Here is a 19,169-nt window from a genome sequence, read left to right as displayed (position 1 = left end):
TCAATGAAATTAGGAGTTGTAAAGGGCAATGTCGTTGCCACAACTAAAGATGAAGGTCTTGTTGGTATGAAGCTTTTAATTGTGCAGCCGACAACAGAAGCATCGGACCCGTGTGGCGATGTGATTGTGGCAGTTGACACAGTGGGTGCTGGATTTGGAGATCGTATTCTATATGTCACAGGGAGTTCAGCAAGAAGTATGTTGACCAGTAAGAATATTCCAGTTGATGCTTCCATTGTGGCCATTGTAGATACAGTTGAAGTTTATTAGCGTCATTTTGTTAGGAGATAGAGATGAAAGTTTACACAAGAGGTGGAGACAGTGGTGAAACCAGTTTATACGGTGGCAGTCGCATAAAAAAAAGTGATCCGCGTGTGAGGGCTTATGGCAAAGTAGATGCAGTGAATTCACACTTGGGTTTTCTAAAGGCAATGATTACAGATGAAAAATTAAAGCATCAATTGACAGGCATTCAAAGGGATCTCTTTACGCTTTCAACCGAACTTGCCACAGATATGGAAAATGCCAAAAGACTTAAAAATCGGATTACAGAGGCTGATGTCTCTAAACTTGAGCAGATTATCGATAAATGGCAAGTTGATTTGCCAGAACTAAAAGATTGGATCATCCCAGGAGAAGATGTGGTTTCAGCTTATGCACATGTGACCAGAACAGCCGTTAGAGATGCAGAACGCTCAGCTTGTCTCTTGATAGAGGCATGTGATGCAGACACGTTTATGTTCAAATATTTGAATCGACTTTCCGATTACATGTTTACTTTGTCAAGATGGTTGGTGTATCAAACTCAAGTAGAAACCATAAAAAGAGCAGTATGCAAAAAGCTTGGTGAGGATCATAAAATGCAAGTGGCATGTCCAGTTCCCATTGGAAGCAAGTCGGATCAGATGAGTCCATTTATCTATAGCGTTACTGAGGAAATGAAACAAGCTTGCAGACAGAAAGCTGTGTCAATGCATGTGGCTGTGAATATTGCCATTGTGGATGAGGCTGGACATCTGGTGTTCTTTGAGAGAATGGCGGATGCCTTTTTAGGTAGTATTGATATTGCGATTAATAAAGCCAAGACAGCAGTGCGGTTTAAAAATAACACGCGCACTTTAGGAGAACTGGCAAAACCTGATCAACCGCTCTATGGCATCCAACTGACCAATCATCAAGAAATGGTTATCTTTGGAGGCGGATACCCCATTTGGCACAAAGGAAAGATTATCGGTGGTATCGGCGTAAGCGGCGGTACAGTAGAGGAAGATGAGTGCATCGCTGAAGCAGGTTTAAAAATATTAAGTGAGGTGACAGCGTGAATATTCAACAAAGTCAAATAGATATAATTGCCAAAATAGTGGCAGAAAGATTAAAAAGTCAAGATGAAGTCGCTTTGTCAAAAGGCATTTCATCAAAAAGCATTTCAACAGAAGGCATTTCAAAAGAGACTGTGTCCTCAGAAGGCATTTTTGAAGATATGGACACTGCTATAGAGGCAGCTTATCAAGCTCAAAGAACGCTTTTTGAAAAATCACTTGAATTTAGAAAAAAAATCACAAATGCCATTAAAGCGGAGCTCATGCTTCATGTGGAAGAACTTGCAATGCTTGCGGTTAAAGAGTCAGGTATGGGTAATGTGAAAGATAAAATTATAAAAAATACTGTGGCAATAGAGAAAACGCCTTCGGTTGAAGATCTCATGTCAGGTGTTTTTACTGGTGATGACGGATTAACACTTCTCGAATACTCACCGTTTGGGGTCATTGGCGCCATAGCGCCTTCAACAAATCCTTCGGAAACGGTGATTTGCAATAGTATTGGCATGATCGCAGCAGGCAATGCAGTGGTATTTTGTCCGCATCCAGGGTCTTATAAAACCTCTAACTTGGCGATTAAATACATCAATAAAGCCATTAAATCAGTGGGTGGTCCAGCCAATTTAGTGGTCACCATGCTCAAACCAAGTATGGCGGCAGTGGAGACTATGATGCATCATCCTCTAATCAATATGCTCTGTGCCACAGGCGGCCCAAGCGTCGTGAAAGCTGTTTTGGAGTCTGGTAAGAAGGCCATTGGGGCTGGAGCAGGCAATCCGCCTGTACTTGTAGATGAAACAGCAGATATTGAAAAGGCGGCTAGAGACATCATCAATGGTTGTTCTTTTGATAATAACTTGCCATGTATCGCTGAAAAAGAAGCTATTGTCGTAGATGAAATATGTGATTATCTCATCTTCAATATGAAGCAAAATGGCGCATATGAACTGACAGACAAGGTATTAATTCAAAAACTAGAAACACTGGTTTTCAAATCTGAAGGCGTTCTCAATCGAGAATTCGTGGGCAAAGACGCCAAATATATTCTAGATAAAATCGACATATCTGTTGGGGATGAGATCAAGGCAATTATCATGGAAGCAGATAAGGATCATCCTTTTGTTGTGGAAGAGTTGATGATGCCAATCTTGCCTATAGTGAGAGTTAAAGATGCAAGTGAAGGCATTGATCTCGCTTGTAAACTTGAGCACGGTCTCAGACATACGGCCATGTGTCATTCTAAAAACATTGATGTATTAACAGAGATGGCACATCGCATTCAAACCACAATATTTGTTAAAAATGGACCTTCCTATGCGGGTATTGGCGTCGGTGGCGAAGGGTTTACAACCTTTACAATAGCAGGGCCCACAGGTGAAGGCTTAACATCTGCTAAATCATTTACGAGAAGACGTAGATGTGTTTTGGTCGGCGGTTTTAATATCAAGTAGCGAAGATGTGAGCTGAGGTGAAAGCATGAGGTCTACAATGATTAATGCAATTAAAGTGGCTGGGGTGGTTGGTGCCGGTGGAGCTGGCTTCCCAAGTCATGTGAAATACGATACAGATGCAGAATATGTCATCGTCAATGGGGCAGAGTGTGAACCCCTTTTACAAGTGGATCAACAATTGATGGTACATGAAGCCAGTAAAATGGTTGAGGCGCTTTGGCATATCGTTGAAACAACTGGGAGTCAAAAGGGCATTATTGCGCTTAAAAACAAATATCATGATGCCATTGAGGTCCTGTCTGAAGAGATAAAGCGTTATCCCCAATTATCCCTGCTGATTCTAGAAAACGTTTACCCAGCAGGCGATGAACATTACATTGTCTATGAGGCGACAGGGCGCGTGGTACCTGAAGGTGGAATCCCTATCCAAGTGGGGGCAGTGGTGACCAATGTTGAAACTCTAATCAATGTCTACAATGCGCTAAAGGGTGAGCCAGTAATTTACAAGTATGTTTCCATCGTTGGTGCAGTGAGGCAGCCGAGCACTTATATTGTCCCAGTGGGAACTTCTCTTAAGCATCTAATGGATTTGTCTGGGGGATCTCTGATTGAGACTTACAAAGTAATAGATGGCGGTCCTATGATGGGAAAGGTTTTATCGAGTAATGAGAACTATAACGATGTATTTGTGAAAAAAACATCCAAAGGGTTTATTATTCTACCGGAAGATCACGATTTGATTCTCTCTAAAGAGAAGCGCGTGGAAAGGATACTAAAAGAGGCCCAAACTGCGTGTTGCCATTGTGATCTCTGTACCGATTTATGTCCACGATATTTAGAGGGACATCGAATTCATCCTTCTAAACTTATGCGTATTGCGAGTTATAACAGTTTAGGAGATGTGAATGCTTCAATTGAAGAAGCTTATTTATGCTGTGAATGCGGCTTGTGTGAGCAAGCTTGTGTGATGAACCTGCAACCTTGGAAAGTGAATATCTATTTGAAATCACTTATGCGAGAAAAGGGCATCCAAAATACTTTAAAAAATGCAGAACTCGAAGTACATCCCTTTAGAGCAGAACGGCAATTCTCAGCAGGAAGACTCATCTATCGATTAGACTTGAGCGATTACTATGGGACTGCACCTCTAAACCGCGAAATTGTAGAGGTCGATGAAGTTGTGATTTCAAATTGCCAGCATATTGGTGCATCTGGAAAACTTGTGGTTGAAGAGGGTGCTTATGTACAACAGGGAACATTAATTTTTAAAATACCAGAAGAACAACTCGGGGCAAATATTCATAGTAGTATCTCAGGAAAAGTTACGATTTTAAATCCAAACGAAATTAAAATTTGTAGGTAGGGGGAAGAAGGATATGAATTTTTTAATGATATTATTAGCGGTTTGTGGTGGTATTTTTGGTACGCTTATAGGGGCTTTGCCCGCTTTTATTTTCGCTGGTCTAGTAGGCCTTTCAGGGATTGCAATCACAGCTGCTGGAGGTTCACTTGACCTTGTGGGCACATTGGCATTTGGACCATTTTTAGGACCTCATATCGCCTTCGCAGGGGGGGTTGCTGCAGCGGCATACTCTCATAAAAATAATCAACTTGAATCCGGATGTGACATTGCAACGCCGCTTGCCAAATTTTCTGATCCAATGACTCTAATCGTTGGTGGACTCTTTGGAGGGCTTGGATATGTGATCAATTACCTATATGCCAGTGTTCTTCATTTGCCAACGGATACAGTGGCCATGACGGTGATCACGACGGCTATTATCGCTAGATTCATGTTTGGCAATTCTGGCATTGTTGGCGATACTTCGGTAAAAGATAGAGACTATTATCCAAAGGGCAAATCATTTTTATTCTTATCAATTGCAGGCATTGCTTTGGGTTTAGTGGTTTCTCATTATACGGTTGAAACGGGCATTGTAACCCTTGGATTCTGTATTAGTGCGGCATCCCTTATGTTTGCTCAGATGGGGCATCCTTGTCCAGCAACACATCATATTTCCCTAGTGGCGGCATATGCGGCACTTGCAACAGGAAATATTTGGATAGGCGCTTTGTTCGGACTTATCGCAGCTCTGTTTGGTGAATTCGTTTTAAAAACGTTCAATTCACATTGTGATACACATATTGATCCACCTGCATTTACAATTTTCGTATGGGCTTTTATAATATTTATCTTTCTATAAGTGAAATAAATAGGAGAATCTGATGATGAAAACAGCTTTAGGTTTATTAGAATTTAAAAGTGTCGCCAAAGGTATCGAGGTGATTGATGAGGCCCTTAAGTCCTCTAATGTGGAGCTTATGCTGGCCAACCCCATTTGCCCTGGTAAGTATATAGGTATTATCACAGGGGAAGTGGCTGCAGTGAAAAATGCCGTTAAAATAGCCCAGCGTTTGGGCGGCATCTTTTTAATAGAGGCTATGACGATTTCCAATGTACATGAAACTGTGATTCCGGCCCTCTTTGGAAGCAATATCGTAGATATCACAGACAGTATTGGCATCATTGAAACCATGTCCGCTTTAGGCGGCATTCAAGTGGCTGATGTGGCAGTAAAAGCGTCCAATATCAAACTGGTGGAAGTACGTGTGGCAAGAGGCCTTGGTGGTAAGGGATTTGTCATTTTCACAGGAGAAATTTCATCCGTAAAAATGGCTGTTTCAGCCTGTAAGACCGCTTATCAGGGCACTGGAGAAATTCTCTGTGCTTCAGTGGTGGCAACCCCTAATCAGAAATTGATTCAGAGTATATTGTGAATCCGCAACCTATATATGTGCAGCTTATTGACACGTATTACACAATACTTGAAATAGGGGATTGAAAATTACGATCGACGCATAAAATAGGAGAAACGCGGATCAATAGGCGCACACATACACATAGTTATTGAAGTTACAAGGAGGCGGCATTTAATGAATTTGATGTTGTTTGAACATGTCAGTATACCTGAAGGACTGAAATTCACAGACTTCGCAATAAAAAATTATCAAGTGACACTTGAAAAGCATGATATCAGATGTCCTGGCAGATATGTCTGCTTACTTTCGGGTTCGGAAGCCAATCTTAAAAATTTGAGTACGTTGATCGCTCAAAAAGAATCCCTCAAATTTTTAGACGTCAAATGCTTGTATCATCTTGAAGAGACCATATTGAGTCGAACCAATGAATCGATGGAACCTGAAGATGGCGACGATCTCTTGGCAGTGGAGACAAAGCACTTGATTGATGGCTATTATGTCTTAGACCTTCTTATAAAAAGAACTCAGATAAATCAATTTTCAATATTGAGCAGGTTAGGCCTATTTGGGAAGGGGATTATCTTGCTCTCTGGTAAGAGCAATAGTATCCAAATGGCAAACGCAATTTTAGGCGAAGATGAAATTGCTGTCCTTGTAAAAAGTGCTGAGATCATTCCAAAGTCAAGTCTTGAAAAAGTGATGTTATAATGATGATCAACAGCATACAAATCAATAAAAACGATTTTAATCAGATTCTAACAGACTTCTAATCTACGTAGGTGGACATGAATTCCTCAGTAATTTATAGTTATAAAATGGGATTTATCAGTTATAAAATAGGATTTATCTTGAATAGGACTTTTCTAGAATGGGATTGATCTTTTAAAGTATTCTAAAATCTTTTAAAGTGTTCTCAAATCTTTTAAAGTCTTTTAACGTATTTACAAGATAGGTCTGTTAATTTTAAGGAGCGCAGATTATGTCCATGAAAAAAGTGATTAAAGTCGTGATCGTTGCGATACTTTTGGCGACGATCCTTTACGGCGGGAAATATCTTTTAGATGTGAAAGCTTACAAAGCGGAAATGTCGGAAATGACCATTGACTCAGTTGATTTTGCTTCATTGGAAGATGGCGTGTATCAAGGGTCGTTTGATGCAAGCCTTGTTTCAGCAACAGTTTCTGTTAAAGTACACTCTGGCAATATCACTGAAATTAACCTTCTAGAGCATAAATTCGAAAGAGGAAAGCCGGCAGAGGCGATATTGGATACGGTGATTCACGAGCAATCTTTAGATGTAGATACTGTAACGGGAGCAACAAACAGTAGCAAGACGATTTTAAAAGCAATGGAAAACGCATTGAAGCAACCTCCAAGAGAAACGGAGTAGCATGTTGATGAGCCCTAGGTTTCGTGTTATGATTAAGTCACGATACTTAGGGTGTTTTTATACGATCATCCAAAGGATTAAAAGACTTGTTGAGGAATGTGGATAAAATGAGATCATACAAAGTTGTTTGTAAGAATTATGTGGTGACAGAGACCATTTGTTTACTGGCAAAACTGATTAAATCAGAGGACTGGTCAGAGCATGAGTCGATTAAACCTTTCGATAATAAATTGTCCTCCGCTGTGAAGGCTTTAAAGCTATACTCTGAATTTTACCTCCATGCTGGGAATTTCATGTTGATTGAAGGGGCTATGCAAACGCCAGAACAGTTTATGGAGGTTATCCATGCGCTTTCAGATGTGGATTTTATTTACTATGGTTTATCTGAAGCCGTAGATAAAGCACAGATTGAATTTGCGCTAACGGATTTGTCTGCGTTAGATGATTTGGATGAGACTTATAAGGGCTTGCGTCAAGAAGCTATCGATCTGATTCAGAATTATGCTACAATTAGATTTCATTTCATTTTAGCTTTTGAAATCCTCAATTTGTGGGTTCAAGAGACGGTTGAGAAGAGAACGGAACACTATTATCATTTTCAACAGATGATTAAGCATGAACTTTCCCATAATGCACCTCTTGAGGTGGCACAAATTTTAATGGGGAAGACTTTTAAGCGTATTTCTGATTATGAAAGCTATATTTTTGTACCTGTATGTGATGCACCGTTTAACTGTGTGCGCTATTTTGACGATCAAACACTGATTGTGGTTAAAAATGTGAAATTTCCTAAAGAAGCATTGGGATCGAACGAAATTGCTCAATTTATGAAGGTGCTCTCTGATCCCACAAGACTTGAGATTCTTCATGCGATTTCTAGAGAACCTTCATACGGGATTGCACTTTCAAAGCGTTTTAAAGTCAGTCGTCCTACAATTTCACATCATCTTGAGCAGTTGAACAGCGTGGGACTTGTACATGTGGAACGGGTTAAAAACACGAAGTACTACAGTATGAATCGAATTAGATATGAGGAAATTATGGATGCTTTTAACAAGTGGTTTTTGCAGTCCTAAATATAATCGCACGTGGCATTTAAGACTACTGAAGCATGTTAAAAGCATAGCATGTAAACCTCAAAAGTAGAGAAAATAAAGCGTATGGCATGCTAGAAGTACAGAAAACACAAAATATAAGCTATCAAAGGTATATAAACTATAAAAACTATCAAAGGTATAGAAGCTAAATCGTATAGAATTTAAAATTGCAGATGGATTAAAATTTGCTAGGCGCTTTTGAGCGTCTTTTTTGATGCGATGAATATGCAGATACAAGACATTTTCAGTGATGTTAAGCATTTGCTTTTTTACTCAAAAAAAGGGATCAAGCAGCCATAGTTGTACAAAAGGTCATTAAATAAAAAAATGATTTTTAGTTGATTTTAGATGGACAAGTGTTCAAGAAGTATGATATTATACATACAACTAATTAGATGCATATCTAATTAGTTGTATTGAAATTGTACTGGAGGTCCTTATGAATGATGTTATCGTAGTAGAAGATTTGCGCAGAGATTATATCTCAACAGTGGGCATTTTAAAAAAGTCGAAAAAGAGGGTAGAGGCATTGAAAGGCCTTTCATTTTCGGTTAAATCAGGTGAAGTCTTTGGCTTACTAGGTCCAAACGGTGCTGGTAAAACAACAACCATCAAGATTCTAACCACGCTTTTGATACCAACAAGTGGCAATGCAATGGTCCTAGGTCATAAAACTTTTGGAGAGGAAAGACTGTTGCGCCCGAAGATCAATTTTATATTTGGTGGAGAACGCAGTCTGTATTGGCGATTGTCTGCACTGGATAATCTCAAGTATTTTTCAGATTTATATCAAATTGAACCTAAAGTTCAACGAGAGCGTATTCCGATGTTGCTCAAAATGGTGGGGTTGGAAGAAAGACAACATCACAAAGTAGAGACTTTTTCCAAGGGGATGAAACAAAGACTTCAAATTGCAAGGGGGCTAATCAATGATCCAGAAATTCTTTTTTTAGATGAACCCACTATTGGTTTAGATCCCAGCGGAGCAATTGAACTCAGAAATATTGTAAAAAAGCTTTCGAATGAAGGCAAAACCATTTTGTTGACAACTCACTACATGCAGGAAGCAGATGAAATGTGTGATCGAATCGGCATAATTGCTAAGGGGCAATTGGTTGGATTAGGGACACCTAAAGCGCTGAAGGCCTCTTGTGGAAAGGACACTTTAGAAGAAGTTTATCTGGATTTGGTGGGAGCACAATATGAAAGTTAGTACAGAGCATAAAGCAGAAAATAAAATATGCGATTCATTAGATGTTTTGAATTGTGTGAATGGAATCGGTAAGGACACGAAAAGCATACAAGGGGCTAAAGTGAAGAATGCATATGGACCACATATAAGAATTATTTTGAGCAGTGCTCTTTTACAAATGAAGCAGTCGTTTGGGCGATCCATGTTTAAGTTTTGCATGTTGGCATATCCACTTTTTTATGGATTTACACTCTATATGCTCTACAAAGAGCATAGTTCGACAGATATTATGGCCTATGTGATGTTGGGCTCTGCAGTGTCAAGCCTGTGGGGAACGATTAGTTTTTCTTCTGCTGGTGATATTAACAGAGAACGTTTCATGGGTGCACTTGAAGTGATTTTTAATGCACCCTCGAAATTTTATTATGTAATGCTTGGCAAAGTACTTGGCAACACAGTGCTTGGGATAGGATCTATGGTAATTAGCATTTTATTTATCAGTTTACTCTCAGGATCAGCCTTTCAGGTTATACATGTTGGGCCCTTTATAGGAGTGACATTATTGGGGGTAGTTTCGTTTGTAGCAGTGGGCATGATGTTATCAGGGCTTCTTGCTATTTCCAGGAGTACGACGATACTTATGAATATTATGGATTATCCTATTATGATCTTGTGTGGCATTGCTTTTCCAATCCATATTTTACCGATTTGGACTTTGCCGTTCTCTTATATGCTTTCGCCAACACATTTCTTGGCCCTTGCTAGGATGTGCGTTGGAGGTATTTATTCAAAAGATGCTTTCTATCATCATCTTATTTGGCTGATGGGGTTGACGATTCTTTATGTGCTACTCTCCCTTTTTGCTTATAGAATGATTGATATCAATGCGCGAAAAGATGCAACATTGGGGGTGGTATAATGTGGATCGTATATGGTATGCGACGTTTTGTGATGCAATCTTGGATGTCTTTTAGAGCGTTATTTGGTTGGCTTAATCCCATGGCATATGCGCTTATTAAAATTATCAATCCTATTTTGCAAGTGATCTTTTTTTCAATCTTGTCGCAATATGTTTTTAAAACGAGCGATATCACACCTTGGATTATAGGTAATTCAATTTTACTTTGCAGTAAAAATGCGATTTATGGCGTGGGTTCTGTTTTAGGGAACGAAAGAAATATGGGGACACTAAAATTGGTAATTGCATCACCTGCGAATAAATTCTTTGTCTTTGTGGGGCGCGGCATTATGCATATCTTTGATGCCATGATCACTGTTGCAGTGGGACTGATCTCAGGATGGCTCTGGTTTGGGTTATCAATATCTCCAGATCGATTCCCCATATTCGTGCTGGCACTTTTAATTTCTCTGTATAGTGCCATGGGCATAGGTCAATTGATTTCATGTATCGGATTGGTCCATAGGGATGTTCATCTTTTTCTCAACATTTCGGAATATGTGTTGATGATTTTAACAGGCGCAAGTTTTCCGCTGACGAGGCTACCTGCTTTTATGATCTTGATTTCTGAAAAATTGCCTTTAACACATGGGATAAAGGCCGCAAGATTGATCGCAGTAAATGGTGCATTAGATCAAATTCAATTGTTGTTGGTTAAGGAATTTGTGATTGGTACGATTTATATATTGATTGGATATGCTTTGCTTCAGTATTTTGAGCATCAGTCTAGAGTTAAAGCGACACTGGATTTGTATTGATTAAATTTCTTTAAGAACTCGCCAAGAATTTTTTTGAAGATAAGATATCTTTTTTAAAGAAAAACACCTCTCATTAAAACAAAATCCCTTGGATTAAAAAAGCACTTTAACTTAAATTTGAATAAAATAATTTAGGTTAAAATAAAATGCCCTAAGTTAAAGTAAAGCACCTTAAGTTAAAGTAAAGCACCTTAAGTTAAACTTAAATTAAAACAAACACCTCAAATTCGATTGTAAAATTTGAGGTGTTTTGTATGTGTTGTTTTTAATCATTTTGAGTATCTTCTTCATTAAAGGTTTGAATTTTGCGTGTGATATATCGGCATAGTCTAATGAGAATGGTCCAGATAAAAGCATTGAAGACAAAAGCAATCACATTAAAATTAAAGCTTGGGAAAGATTCAAATCTACAGAGTTGAACATAGGTAAATGGAAAGCCAAGTTCGGCACATTGCATTGAAGTTGTTTTTTTATAAAAAAGCGAAAAAAGAGCTAAAAGTGTTCCGAAGATCAAATCTATTTTTTGGAAACGCTTTGCAAATCTAATCATCAAATAGAAAGCAAACGCGAGAACGAGTAAACTGATTGTGTTTGATAAAAGCAAGCTCATAAGCCACTCCTTTTGTGGTTAGTAAAGGGATTAACCTGTTATTGTGTATTTAGATGTTAATAGAACATCAAGGTTTTGTCAACGACTATGGCTTGTTTGGAACAAAAAGTGGCTTAAATGGATTAAAAGGTGTTTTAAAACAATGTAATTATACAACGATAAAGCAATGGTATGCATACAAAGTAGTGGTATCCGATAACAATTGAAATATGAAATAATGAAGGGATCATATGATGGAGATAGTAGAAATGAAAAAAGATAAATAAAGAGAAATAAAGAAAGATAAATAAAAAGAGATAAATGAAAACAATATAAATGATAAATAAGATAGTAATGACATCAAATAAAATGGCCACAAAATAATTGGAATGCAAACCAATAGCGATAAAATGGATAAGAGAAGGCGTTAGGGTTTGAAAATTAAAGAGATGCGTCAAGAGTAACACAAAATAGTTTCCATAATATGGGATTTATTGTATAATAAAATACATAGAATAGATGATAAAGGTAAAAGGCCGATTTATAAATAGGGTGGGTTCGAAGTAAAATTCAGCATGGATAAATAAATTCAGACAACACTAGTATATATTGTAAAAAGAGGCTTTAGTTTAGGTACAGTAGTTGATATAATGAAAGAGGTAGAAAATGAGAGTTTGGGTTGAAGATGGCATTGTGAAAGTTAAATTCATGTATGATCCTGAAATTGTAGATCATCTAAAAGAAATCGGATTAGGCAAGTGGCATCCAGAGTTATATATATGGACTTTTCCGATGAGCAGATATAAACAATTGGTCAAGCTCAAAGATGAACTTGAAAGAGAAGCTGGGATTAACGGAAATGGGCATTATTTGGGCAAATATATGAATTCGAGTAATGACGTCCCCGTTAAAAAAGTAGAGGCTATAAGTGAACGTAATGCATATTTGAAATCAAAAGAGCTTGAAGAACTGAAAGCACTTGAAAAAGTGAGACGGTATTTGCTTCAAAAAGGATATAGTCCAAAGACGATTAAAACTTACATTAATCATATAAAGCGTTATGTGTTGTATTCTACGGATGTGTTTTCAATAGATACAGCCAATGGTTATATCGTTGAGCTGCTTGAAGAGAAAAAGTGCAGTCATGCTTATTGCAATCAAGCCATAAATGCAATTAAGCTCTATATTAAGATCAATTCAAACGTAAGAGAGGATCAATTTTTAAAGTTGCTGCGTCCTAAAAAGGAACGTAAGTTGCCGAAGGTGATGAGTCAACAAGAAGTAAAACGGTTATTTGATGTGACGACGAACATCAAACATAAAACAGCTCTAATGCTTGCTTATTCTTGCGGGCTCAGAATCAGTGAAGTGATCAGTATGACTCTAAATGATATTGATACGGATCGCATGCTTGTGGTTATTCGACAAGGTAAGGGGCGTAAAGATCGCATCAGTACGCTTTCGGCTAAAATGCACAAGCAGCTAGTCGATTATTATCAGGTTTATAGACCAAAACATTTTATCTTTGAAAATACCAATAGAGATAGAGGATTATCAGAGCGGACTTTACAGAAGGTGTTTCATGCTTCTGCTGAGAAGGCGGATATTCATAAGTACGTGACTTTTCACAGTTTGAGACATTCCTTTGCAACACATTTATTGGATTCGGGTGTGGATATCAGGTACATACAGGAACTTTTAGGACACTCCAGCACTAAGACGACTGAAATTTACACGCATGTTTCCACAGCATCGCTACAAAAGATCATAAATCCTTTAGATCGATTGGATTAGGCTGAGTGGCTTAGACTGATTGGAGTCACTTTACCGAAATGTTTTTACGGGAACCCCCTCCTGAGTACAGTTTTTTTGCATTTGGGGCGGGAATACGATAGTTATCCTGAAATGGGAACCGACATGGTGGAGAAACAAACTTTAATTATTGAAAAAACTTGATCAGAGACGATATCTATACTACGATTGAGAGTAAGTAAATGTTATTTAGGATCAGACGTTATCTAGACTGCATTAAGCATATAGGTTCACGAATGTACAATCTGTGAGATTAGCAGGATTTATCGAGAAGCTTAACGACTAAGAAAGCATAGGCAAGACTTTTCAAAGTAATGGTTGTCTAGTGGTTTCAAAGAGGCCGGAAGGTGAGTCCCATTTGGCAGTAGGTAAGGGATGTACAGTTTTAAGTTGGAACCTTTTCAAACAGACTTGCATCTCAGTAATATTTTTATTGAATTGGAGGTCATAAGTGTTATCTGAGAGCATGAAGTTGGGGAAGTGTGACGATACATAATTTTGTTATGAGCAGACTATGAGCTTTCTTAGACCAACAAGGGATAGAGTCAGAGGCTTTTATTAATAAAGCACTTCAGATAACAGAGGATTCTCGAAATGCCTCTATTGGCATAACTCGTGCGAGCCTGAGGCAAGAGTCACGCCAATTCTCTGCTCATCGCTTGTCACCGTTTTTGTGAACTTGGATCAAAACCGTCGCCAAGCGAACGCAGAGACTGAGACACTTCGAGAATCCCCGAAACGTTATTACGAAACCGCACAAAGAAGTTGAAAATTTAATATGAGCAAATGGATGATACTAAGAAAGACTGTATAATTGTCTAAAAATCATCACTATTGTAAAAGAAAAAAGAAGTATTGGTTAATTATGATCAAAGGCAAGGTAATGGCGAGACCCTAAGGTGTCCCACCATTAATGCACGATGTAAATTTAAGACTAAGAGCATGCGGCATCGTATAACAGAGGATTCTCAAAATGCCTCTATTGGCAGACTTCGTGCGAGCCTGAGGCAAGAACTCTGCCAATTCTCCGCTAATCGCTTGTCACCGTTTTTGTGAACCTGGATCAAAACCGTCGCCAAGCGAACGCTGAGAGCGAGACACTTCGAGAATCCCCGGAACGTTAAGTGAAATTGAATTTTGGGGGAATAACATGAGCAATATTTATGACATTTTATATAATTTTGAAATAACCATTGATAATTATGCGGAAAAAATATTTGAGTTTAATGAAGATAAAATTTTCGAGATGCTAGATGAACTTTATGATGAAATTGGACCAGAAAATACTTCACAAAGCAATGGATATGTTTTTTCTACTAATTCGGACTTTTCTGGTTCAAGAAAAATTTGTGTCGAATTATCTTGTAGAAAAAAAAGATTGTTAGAATTGAGTAAGTTTGCATTGTTATTTGCAGACACAATTCTCATTGAATTTCCTTTAACAATATATTTGAGAGTTCGAAATATTGACGATGAAATTAAAAATATGATAATTGAGGATATTGAATTGATTTATTGGATGAGAGACTTTATTGATTCTGGGATATTTACATTTTCTGTTAATATCAATCACTTATGTCCAGATTGTTATATGAAAGTTGTTAACATAAATGAATGTAGACGATTATTAGATATTAAAAGTAATATAAACGAAGAGCTTATTAACTCAGTTGAGTGTTATATCGATAAAAATGATTATGGAAATACTATACAGATTAACGGTTTATCAAGTGTTAACAGTCATGATACAATGCTATTAATATTAGGCGACGATTATAAAAGTGATATTCTAAAGCTCAGAAATGGTCAAAAATTGAGCAAAAAATTGATTAGAAAATTTAGAGTAGTTGATGATTTTGTTGATGGAATTTTTGATGATTTACTCACGAGTAGCTGGCTAAAGTCTGAGTACAATACAAAATATGTGACGAATAGAAAGATGGATATTGATGTACTATCTAGGGAGAAACAATATTTAACAAATTCTAATGTATTAATGAAAGGCATTGAACATATTGTACCAAATATTTTTGATATACCTTTGGAAGATATGATTTATTTAAGGAAAGATGAACACTATTCTTTTAAAGTTTACAGAGATTCAATTATGAAAGTAGCAAATATGCAGAACATAAAAGATGTTAATGAATGCAGAAAAGCATTTGATGACGAAATACGTCCAAAACTTAATAAATTAGAATTGCAGATTGACCGGCATAAAAGAAGAACAATAAATAGGACTATTGCTGGGACTTTAGCAGGAGTTGGACTATTTAGTGTTGGCACAGTAACAAATCTCATTCCTCATAGCTTTGTAGAACAAATATTTTCTTTAGGAGGTCTGGAAGCGTTGATAAATTTGGGGTTGAAAGTAACAGATTTGAATACACCTGACTATAAAGATGATGATCTATATTTCTTATGGAGAATTAAAGAATTTCAAAAGAAATAATTCAACTTCACTTAACACGCCGATTACCAAAATCACTCTGATGTCACAGCCCTTGCGAGGCAAGGACATGCGCCACTTTTGCCCTAAGGGTCAAAAGGAGTGACTTCGGTAATCGCGGGAACGTTATAGGAAATTATTTTTGAGGAGGAATGATGATGAACATAGAATTTAAGAATGAAGTAATTGAAAAATCAAAATACAAAGAGAATTGGACATATTTTAGCAGTATAGCAAATGATGTTGTTGCACTTGATTCTATTTGGGAAATTGTGAAACTCTTAGCTGAAATGACAGATAATCTTTACATAGGTAATGATGAGTACGGTAAAAAGTTTGTAAAATTTGATTATTATTTGTTTGAGAAGGTAGTAATTTTATTGAAAGATTTCAAAAATAACCACGAAGTGTATAATCATATTACTGATTATCAATTACTATTCTTTCTTGCAGAGCATCAAAAAAAGAAATGGCACACTGATAATGACTACATTATTTCAATGATAAGTATTGCTGAAAAATTAGAATTTATTGAGACGATTGAAATTGAAAAAATTAAAGATACATTTTTATATAAATCTCTTTTTTGGGATTCTCATAGAGTTCATGCTTACAGAGAAATAAATGCAAAGAAAGATAATTTTGCTTATAAAATAAGTAATGAAAAATTACTTGTTTGCACAAGAAATGATAATGAGTTTAACTCTTATCAAATCAGTTCTTCAAATGAATTATTTCAAGATTATGAAAAATTGTTTGAACTTATAAAAGATAATAATGCTGAAGGGATAAAAAACCTGTATTATCAAATTTCATATAAATGTAGTAATCCATTTTCTATAATCTCTAAAGAACCACTCCATCGCCATATTGATAGTTTAAATCAATCTGAGATAGAAATAATTAATACAAGTATTGATGAATATAAATTTTTATACCGTAATTTTATTTATCAAAAATAACTTCCTATAACACGACTATTACCTAAATCACTCTATTGTCACAGCTCTTGCGAGGCAAGAGCTGCGCCACTTTTTCCGCTAAGGCGTTAAAAGAGAGTGACTTCGGTAATAGCGGGAACGTTAAATGAAATTGAAATTTAAGGGAAGTGAGAAATGGAAAAAATAAATATAATTTTAAATGATCTTGAAAACAGATTTAATAGCATGGATAACTTTATTAATAAACATAGACTTGGAGTAATTTTAGTAATCTATCCAATTTTATATATGTATATACTTTCATTTTTTATAGCTTTCCTGAATTATCCATTTGATTTTCGTGGAACTAATGGATGGAATTTAGGATTCCTTGGTGTTTTAGTGGTTATACCAAGCGGAGTAGGTTATGTTTTCTATAAAGTATTAAAAGTAATAAAAGTATGTGTGGATAATACATATGATTTTAAAGCAGCACTAAAATTATTAGTTATCAACTATATAGAAATTATTTTGATGTTTGCAATAGTTTTTTCAGTTATAAATCTGTACGATGATTTTTTTGAGGTTGTACAGAATGTAAACTGGATTAATACTTTAGAAAAGACTAATGAAGAATATGAGGCGATAAAGAAAACCGTAACATGGATAGAGTATTTAGGAAATAAAATGATTTTTGAAATAAGTGGAATGGAAATGGCTGACGGGTCTAGTGTTATTTTCACCTATCACAATGTGAATGAGAAATTAATATACAGTATATCAAATAGGAATGCTGTAAACAATTTATTGGATTCAATATATTTTAGCACTGTTACAATAACTACAGCTGGATATGGAGATATTTCACCAAACGGAATAGTACCAAAGATAATAGTTATATCAGAATTGTTAATAGGACAGTTTTTAATACTGATTGGGGTAGGAATTACATTTCACAAACTCAGTAATAAATAAATTTCAACTTCACTTAACACGTCGATTACCTAAATCACTCTGATGTCACAGCCCTTGCGGTGCAAGGACAGCGCCACTTCTGCCCTAAGGGTCAGAAGGAGTGACTTCGGTAATCGCGGGAACGTTAGACGCAAGTTTGTGAGGGAAAAATGAAAAAATGTATATATTGTTTGCAATTAAAAAAAGATTCTGAATTTACTATACCTGAACATGCTCTAAATCAGTCATTTGGAAAATTTAAGAACAACCTAACATCATATGATGTATGCCATGAATGTAACTCTTATTTTGGAAAAAATTTGGATAATGTATTAGCACGAGATTCTGTATTTGGTTTTGAGAGATTCATGAAAGGAATAAAAAAAGCGAATGAGTATAAGCATTTAGGAAGAAAAAGTAAAAATGTATATAAAGCAGATATTGGAATATTAAAAGATCTAAAATCATATCCAGTTATTGAAAATGGTGAAATCCGACTCATGATTGATTCAAATCAGGTTTCATTAAAAAATTTTGAAACAGGCGAATTCGATTTATTTCTTTTAGATGATTTACCTAAAAAAGAATTGCTGAATAATTGCTATAGAGATAAGGACAACCACATATCGCTTGTATATCAATTTAAAGATGGAGAAGTAAATCGCATTTTAAAAAATAAAAATTATATGGTTGATGCTTCTAAAATAACTAAAACATTTGAAGATGGGAAAGTAGAAATTTCACGAGAGCAAGATGTTATTTTATCTAGAGCATTATCAAAAATTATTTTCACAATATTTTCTTTAAAAGTGGGATTGGAAATATCATTATGTGAGGATTTTAATAAAATAAGAGAATTTATACGATATGGAAGAAATGAAAAAGAAATGATGAATTGTTTTGAAGTTTACAAAAATAGTAAAAAATATAATGACAATAACCAAATAAATGGTCATATCGTAACTTTAAAGAATGATAATGGAATATGGATAGGGGAAGTATCCTTTTTCGCTGATTTTACTTTCACTATTCCATTAGGAGTTGATCATGTTAACATTGGAGAAAGTCATTATCTGCTTTATGATTTAGATATACTAGAACTTCGAACCCCTCACAAACCAACGTCTAACACGCCGATTACCTAAATCACTCTGATGACACAGCCCTTGCGAGGCAAGGACAGCGCCACTTTTTCCTAAGGGAAAAAGGAGCGACTTCGGTAATCGCGGGAACGTTATCCTGAAATGGGAACCGACATGGTGGAGAAACAAACTTTAAGTATTGAAAAAACTTGATCAGAGACGATATCTATACTACGATTGAGAGTAGGTAAATGTTATTTAGGATCAGACGTTATCTAGAATGCATTAGGCATAGAGGTTCACGAATGTACAATCTGTGAGATTAAAAGGATTTAACGAGAAGCTTATCGACTAAGAAAGCATAGGCAAGATTTTTTTAAGTAATGGTAGTCTAGTGGTTTCAAAGAGGCCGGAAGCTGAGTCGCATTTGGTAGCAGG

Annotated in this window: 19 protein-coding genes; 18 read left to right on the top strand and 1 reads right to left on the bottom strand. The window is 36.4% G+C overall.

All coding sequences use genetic code 11. The features are described 5' to 3' along the window. Positions 1 to 3 precede the first annotated feature (3 nt). The 12 genes from ISU02_RS22740 (at position 4) to ISU02_RS22685 (ending at position 10,925) form a co-directional block, all read left to right on the top strand. Positions 4 to 270 carry a EutN/CcmL family microcompartment protein gene (locus ISU02_RS22740; protein WP_194704155.1) on the top strand — a complete coding sequence of 89 codons (267 nt, stop codon included), beginning with the start codon at positions 4 to 6 and terminating at the stop codon, positions 268 to 270. Positions 271 to 293: 23 nt separating this feature from the next. After that, positions 294 to 1,322, top strand: coding sequence for a cob(I)yrinic acid a,c-diamide adenosyltransferase (locus ISU02_RS22735; RefSeq protein ID WP_194704154.1), 1,029 nt, complete (start codon positions 294 to 296; stop codon positions 1,320 to 1,322). Next, the gene (locus ISU02_RS22730) at positions 1,319 to 2,770 is read left to right on the top strand and encodes an aldehyde dehydrogenase family protein (protein WP_323985068.1); all 1,452 of its coding nucleotides are present in this window, start codon (positions 1,319 to 1,321) and stop codon (positions 2,768 to 2,770) included. Before ISU02_RS22735 ends, ISU02_RS22730 begins: the two co-directional genes overlap by 4 nt. A 37-nt stretch (positions 2,771 to 2,807) precedes the next feature. Beyond that, entirely contained in the window at positions 2,808 to 4,133 is a 1,326-nt protein-coding gene (locus ISU02_RS22725; RefSeq protein ID WP_228727929.1) for a 4Fe-4S dicluster domain-containing protein, read from the top strand. A gap of 13 nt (positions 4,134 to 4,146) precedes the next feature. Continuing rightward, entirely contained in the window at positions 4,147 to 4,974 is an 828-nt protein-coding gene (locus tag ISU02_RS22720) for a hypothetical protein (RefSeq protein ID WP_207736509.1), read from the top strand. A 22-nt stretch (positions 4,975 to 4,996) separates the two neighbouring features. Beyond that, positions 4,997 to 5,548, top strand: a complete 552-nt coding sequence (locus tag ISU02_RS22715; protein ID WP_228727928.1) for a BMC domain-containing protein — start codon at positions 4,997 to 4,999, stop codon at positions 5,546 to 5,548. Between the two features lie 156 nt (positions 5,549 to 5,704). Further along, a complete protein-coding gene (locus ISU02_RS22710; RefSeq protein ID WP_194704151.1) occupies positions 5,705 to 6,238 on the top strand; it encodes a hypothetical protein in 534 nt (177 codons plus the stop codon). Between the two features lie 271 nt (positions 6,239 to 6,509). After that, positions 6,510 to 6,920 (top strand): FMN-binding protein, encoded by a 411-nt coding sequence (locus ISU02_RS22705; RefSeq protein ID WP_228727927.1) that lies wholly within the window; start codon positions 6,510 to 6,512, stop codon positions 6,918 to 6,920. Between the two features lie 107 nt (positions 6,921 to 7,027). After that, positions 7,028 to 7,996: an ArsR/SmtB family transcription factor gene (locus tag ISU02_RS22700; RefSeq protein ID WP_194704150.1), complete on the top strand. Its 969-nt coding sequence runs from the start codon at positions 7,028 to 7,030 to the stop codon at positions 7,994 to 7,996. 460 nt (positions 7,997 to 8,456) lie between these two features. Further along, positions 8,457 to 9,230, top strand: a complete 774-nt coding sequence (locus ISU02_RS22695) for an ABC transporter ATP-binding protein (protein ID WP_194704149.1) — start codon at positions 8,457 to 8,459, stop codon at positions 9,228 to 9,230. Next, the gene (locus tag ISU02_RS22690) at positions 9,220 to 10,128 is read left to right on the top strand and encodes an ABC transporter permease (protein ID WP_194704148.1); all 909 of its coding nucleotides are present in this window, start codon (positions 9,220 to 9,222) and stop codon (positions 10,126 to 10,128) included. The genes ISU02_RS22695 and ISU02_RS22690 overlap by 11 nt, the downstream gene beginning before the upstream one ends. After that, a complete protein-coding gene (locus ISU02_RS22685) occupies positions 10,128 to 10,925 on the top strand; it encodes an ABC transporter permease (RefSeq protein WP_194704147.1) in 798 nt (265 codons plus the stop codon). Before ISU02_RS22690 ends, ISU02_RS22685 begins: the two co-directional genes overlap by 1 nt. A 265-nt stretch (positions 10,926 to 11,190) precedes the next feature. Here the strand turns inward: ISU02_RS22685 and ISU02_RS22680 are convergent, their stop codons facing one another. After that, positions 11,191 to 11,535 (bottom strand): hypothetical protein, encoded by a 345-nt coding sequence (locus tag ISU02_RS22680; protein ID WP_194704146.1) that lies wholly within the window; start codon positions 11,533 to 11,535, stop codon positions 11,191 to 11,193. Between the two features lie 53 nt (positions 11,536 to 11,588). Between ISU02_RS22680 and ISU02_RS22675 the strand changes: the two genes are divergently transcribed. From ISU02_RS22675 to ISU02_RS22650, 6 genes are all read left to right on the top strand, one after another. Further along, the gene (locus ISU02_RS22675) at positions 11,589 to 11,741 is read left to right on the top strand and encodes a hypothetical protein (RefSeq protein ID WP_194704145.1); all 153 of its coding nucleotides are present in this window, start codon (positions 11,589 to 11,591) and stop codon (positions 11,739 to 11,741) included. A gap of 439 nt (positions 11,742 to 12,180) precedes the next feature. Beyond that, a complete protein-coding gene (locus ISU02_RS22670; RefSeq protein ID WP_207736508.1) occupies positions 12,181 to 13,308 on the top strand; it encodes a tyrosine-type recombinase/integrase in 1,128 nt (375 codons plus the stop codon). 1,168 nt (positions 13,309 to 14,476) lie between these two features. Further along, complete coding sequence (locus ISU02_RS22665) at positions 14,477 to 15,778, top strand: hypothetical protein (protein ID WP_194704144.1); 1,302 nt, start codon at positions 14,477 to 14,479, stop codon at positions 15,776 to 15,778. A gap of 155 nt (positions 15,779 to 15,933) precedes the next feature. After that, positions 15,934 to 16,737 carry a hypothetical protein gene (locus tag ISU02_RS22660; protein ID WP_194704143.1) on the top strand — a complete coding sequence of 268 codons (804 nt, stop codon included), beginning with the start codon at positions 15,934 to 15,936 and terminating at the stop codon, positions 16,735 to 16,737. Between the two features lie 153 nt (positions 16,738 to 16,890). Further along, a complete protein-coding gene (locus tag ISU02_RS22655) occupies positions 16,891 to 17,670 on the top strand; it encodes a potassium channel family protein (RefSeq protein WP_194704142.1) in 780 nt (259 codons plus the stop codon). 149 nt (positions 17,671 to 17,819) lie between these two features. Next, a complete protein-coding gene (locus ISU02_RS22650; protein ID WP_194704141.1) occupies positions 17,820 to 18,794 on the top strand; it encodes an HNH endonuclease in 975 nt (324 codons plus the stop codon). Positions 18,795 to 19,169 lie beyond the last annotated feature (375 nt).

Source organism: Fusibacter ferrireducens, from assembly GCF_015352425.1.
In the GTDB taxonomy this organism is placed as follows: Bacteria; Bacillota; Clostridia; order Peptostreptococcales; family Acidaminobacteraceae; genus Fusibacter_A; species Fusibacter_A ferrireducens.
This window is presented reverse-complemented; position numbering and strand designations above follow the sequence as displayed.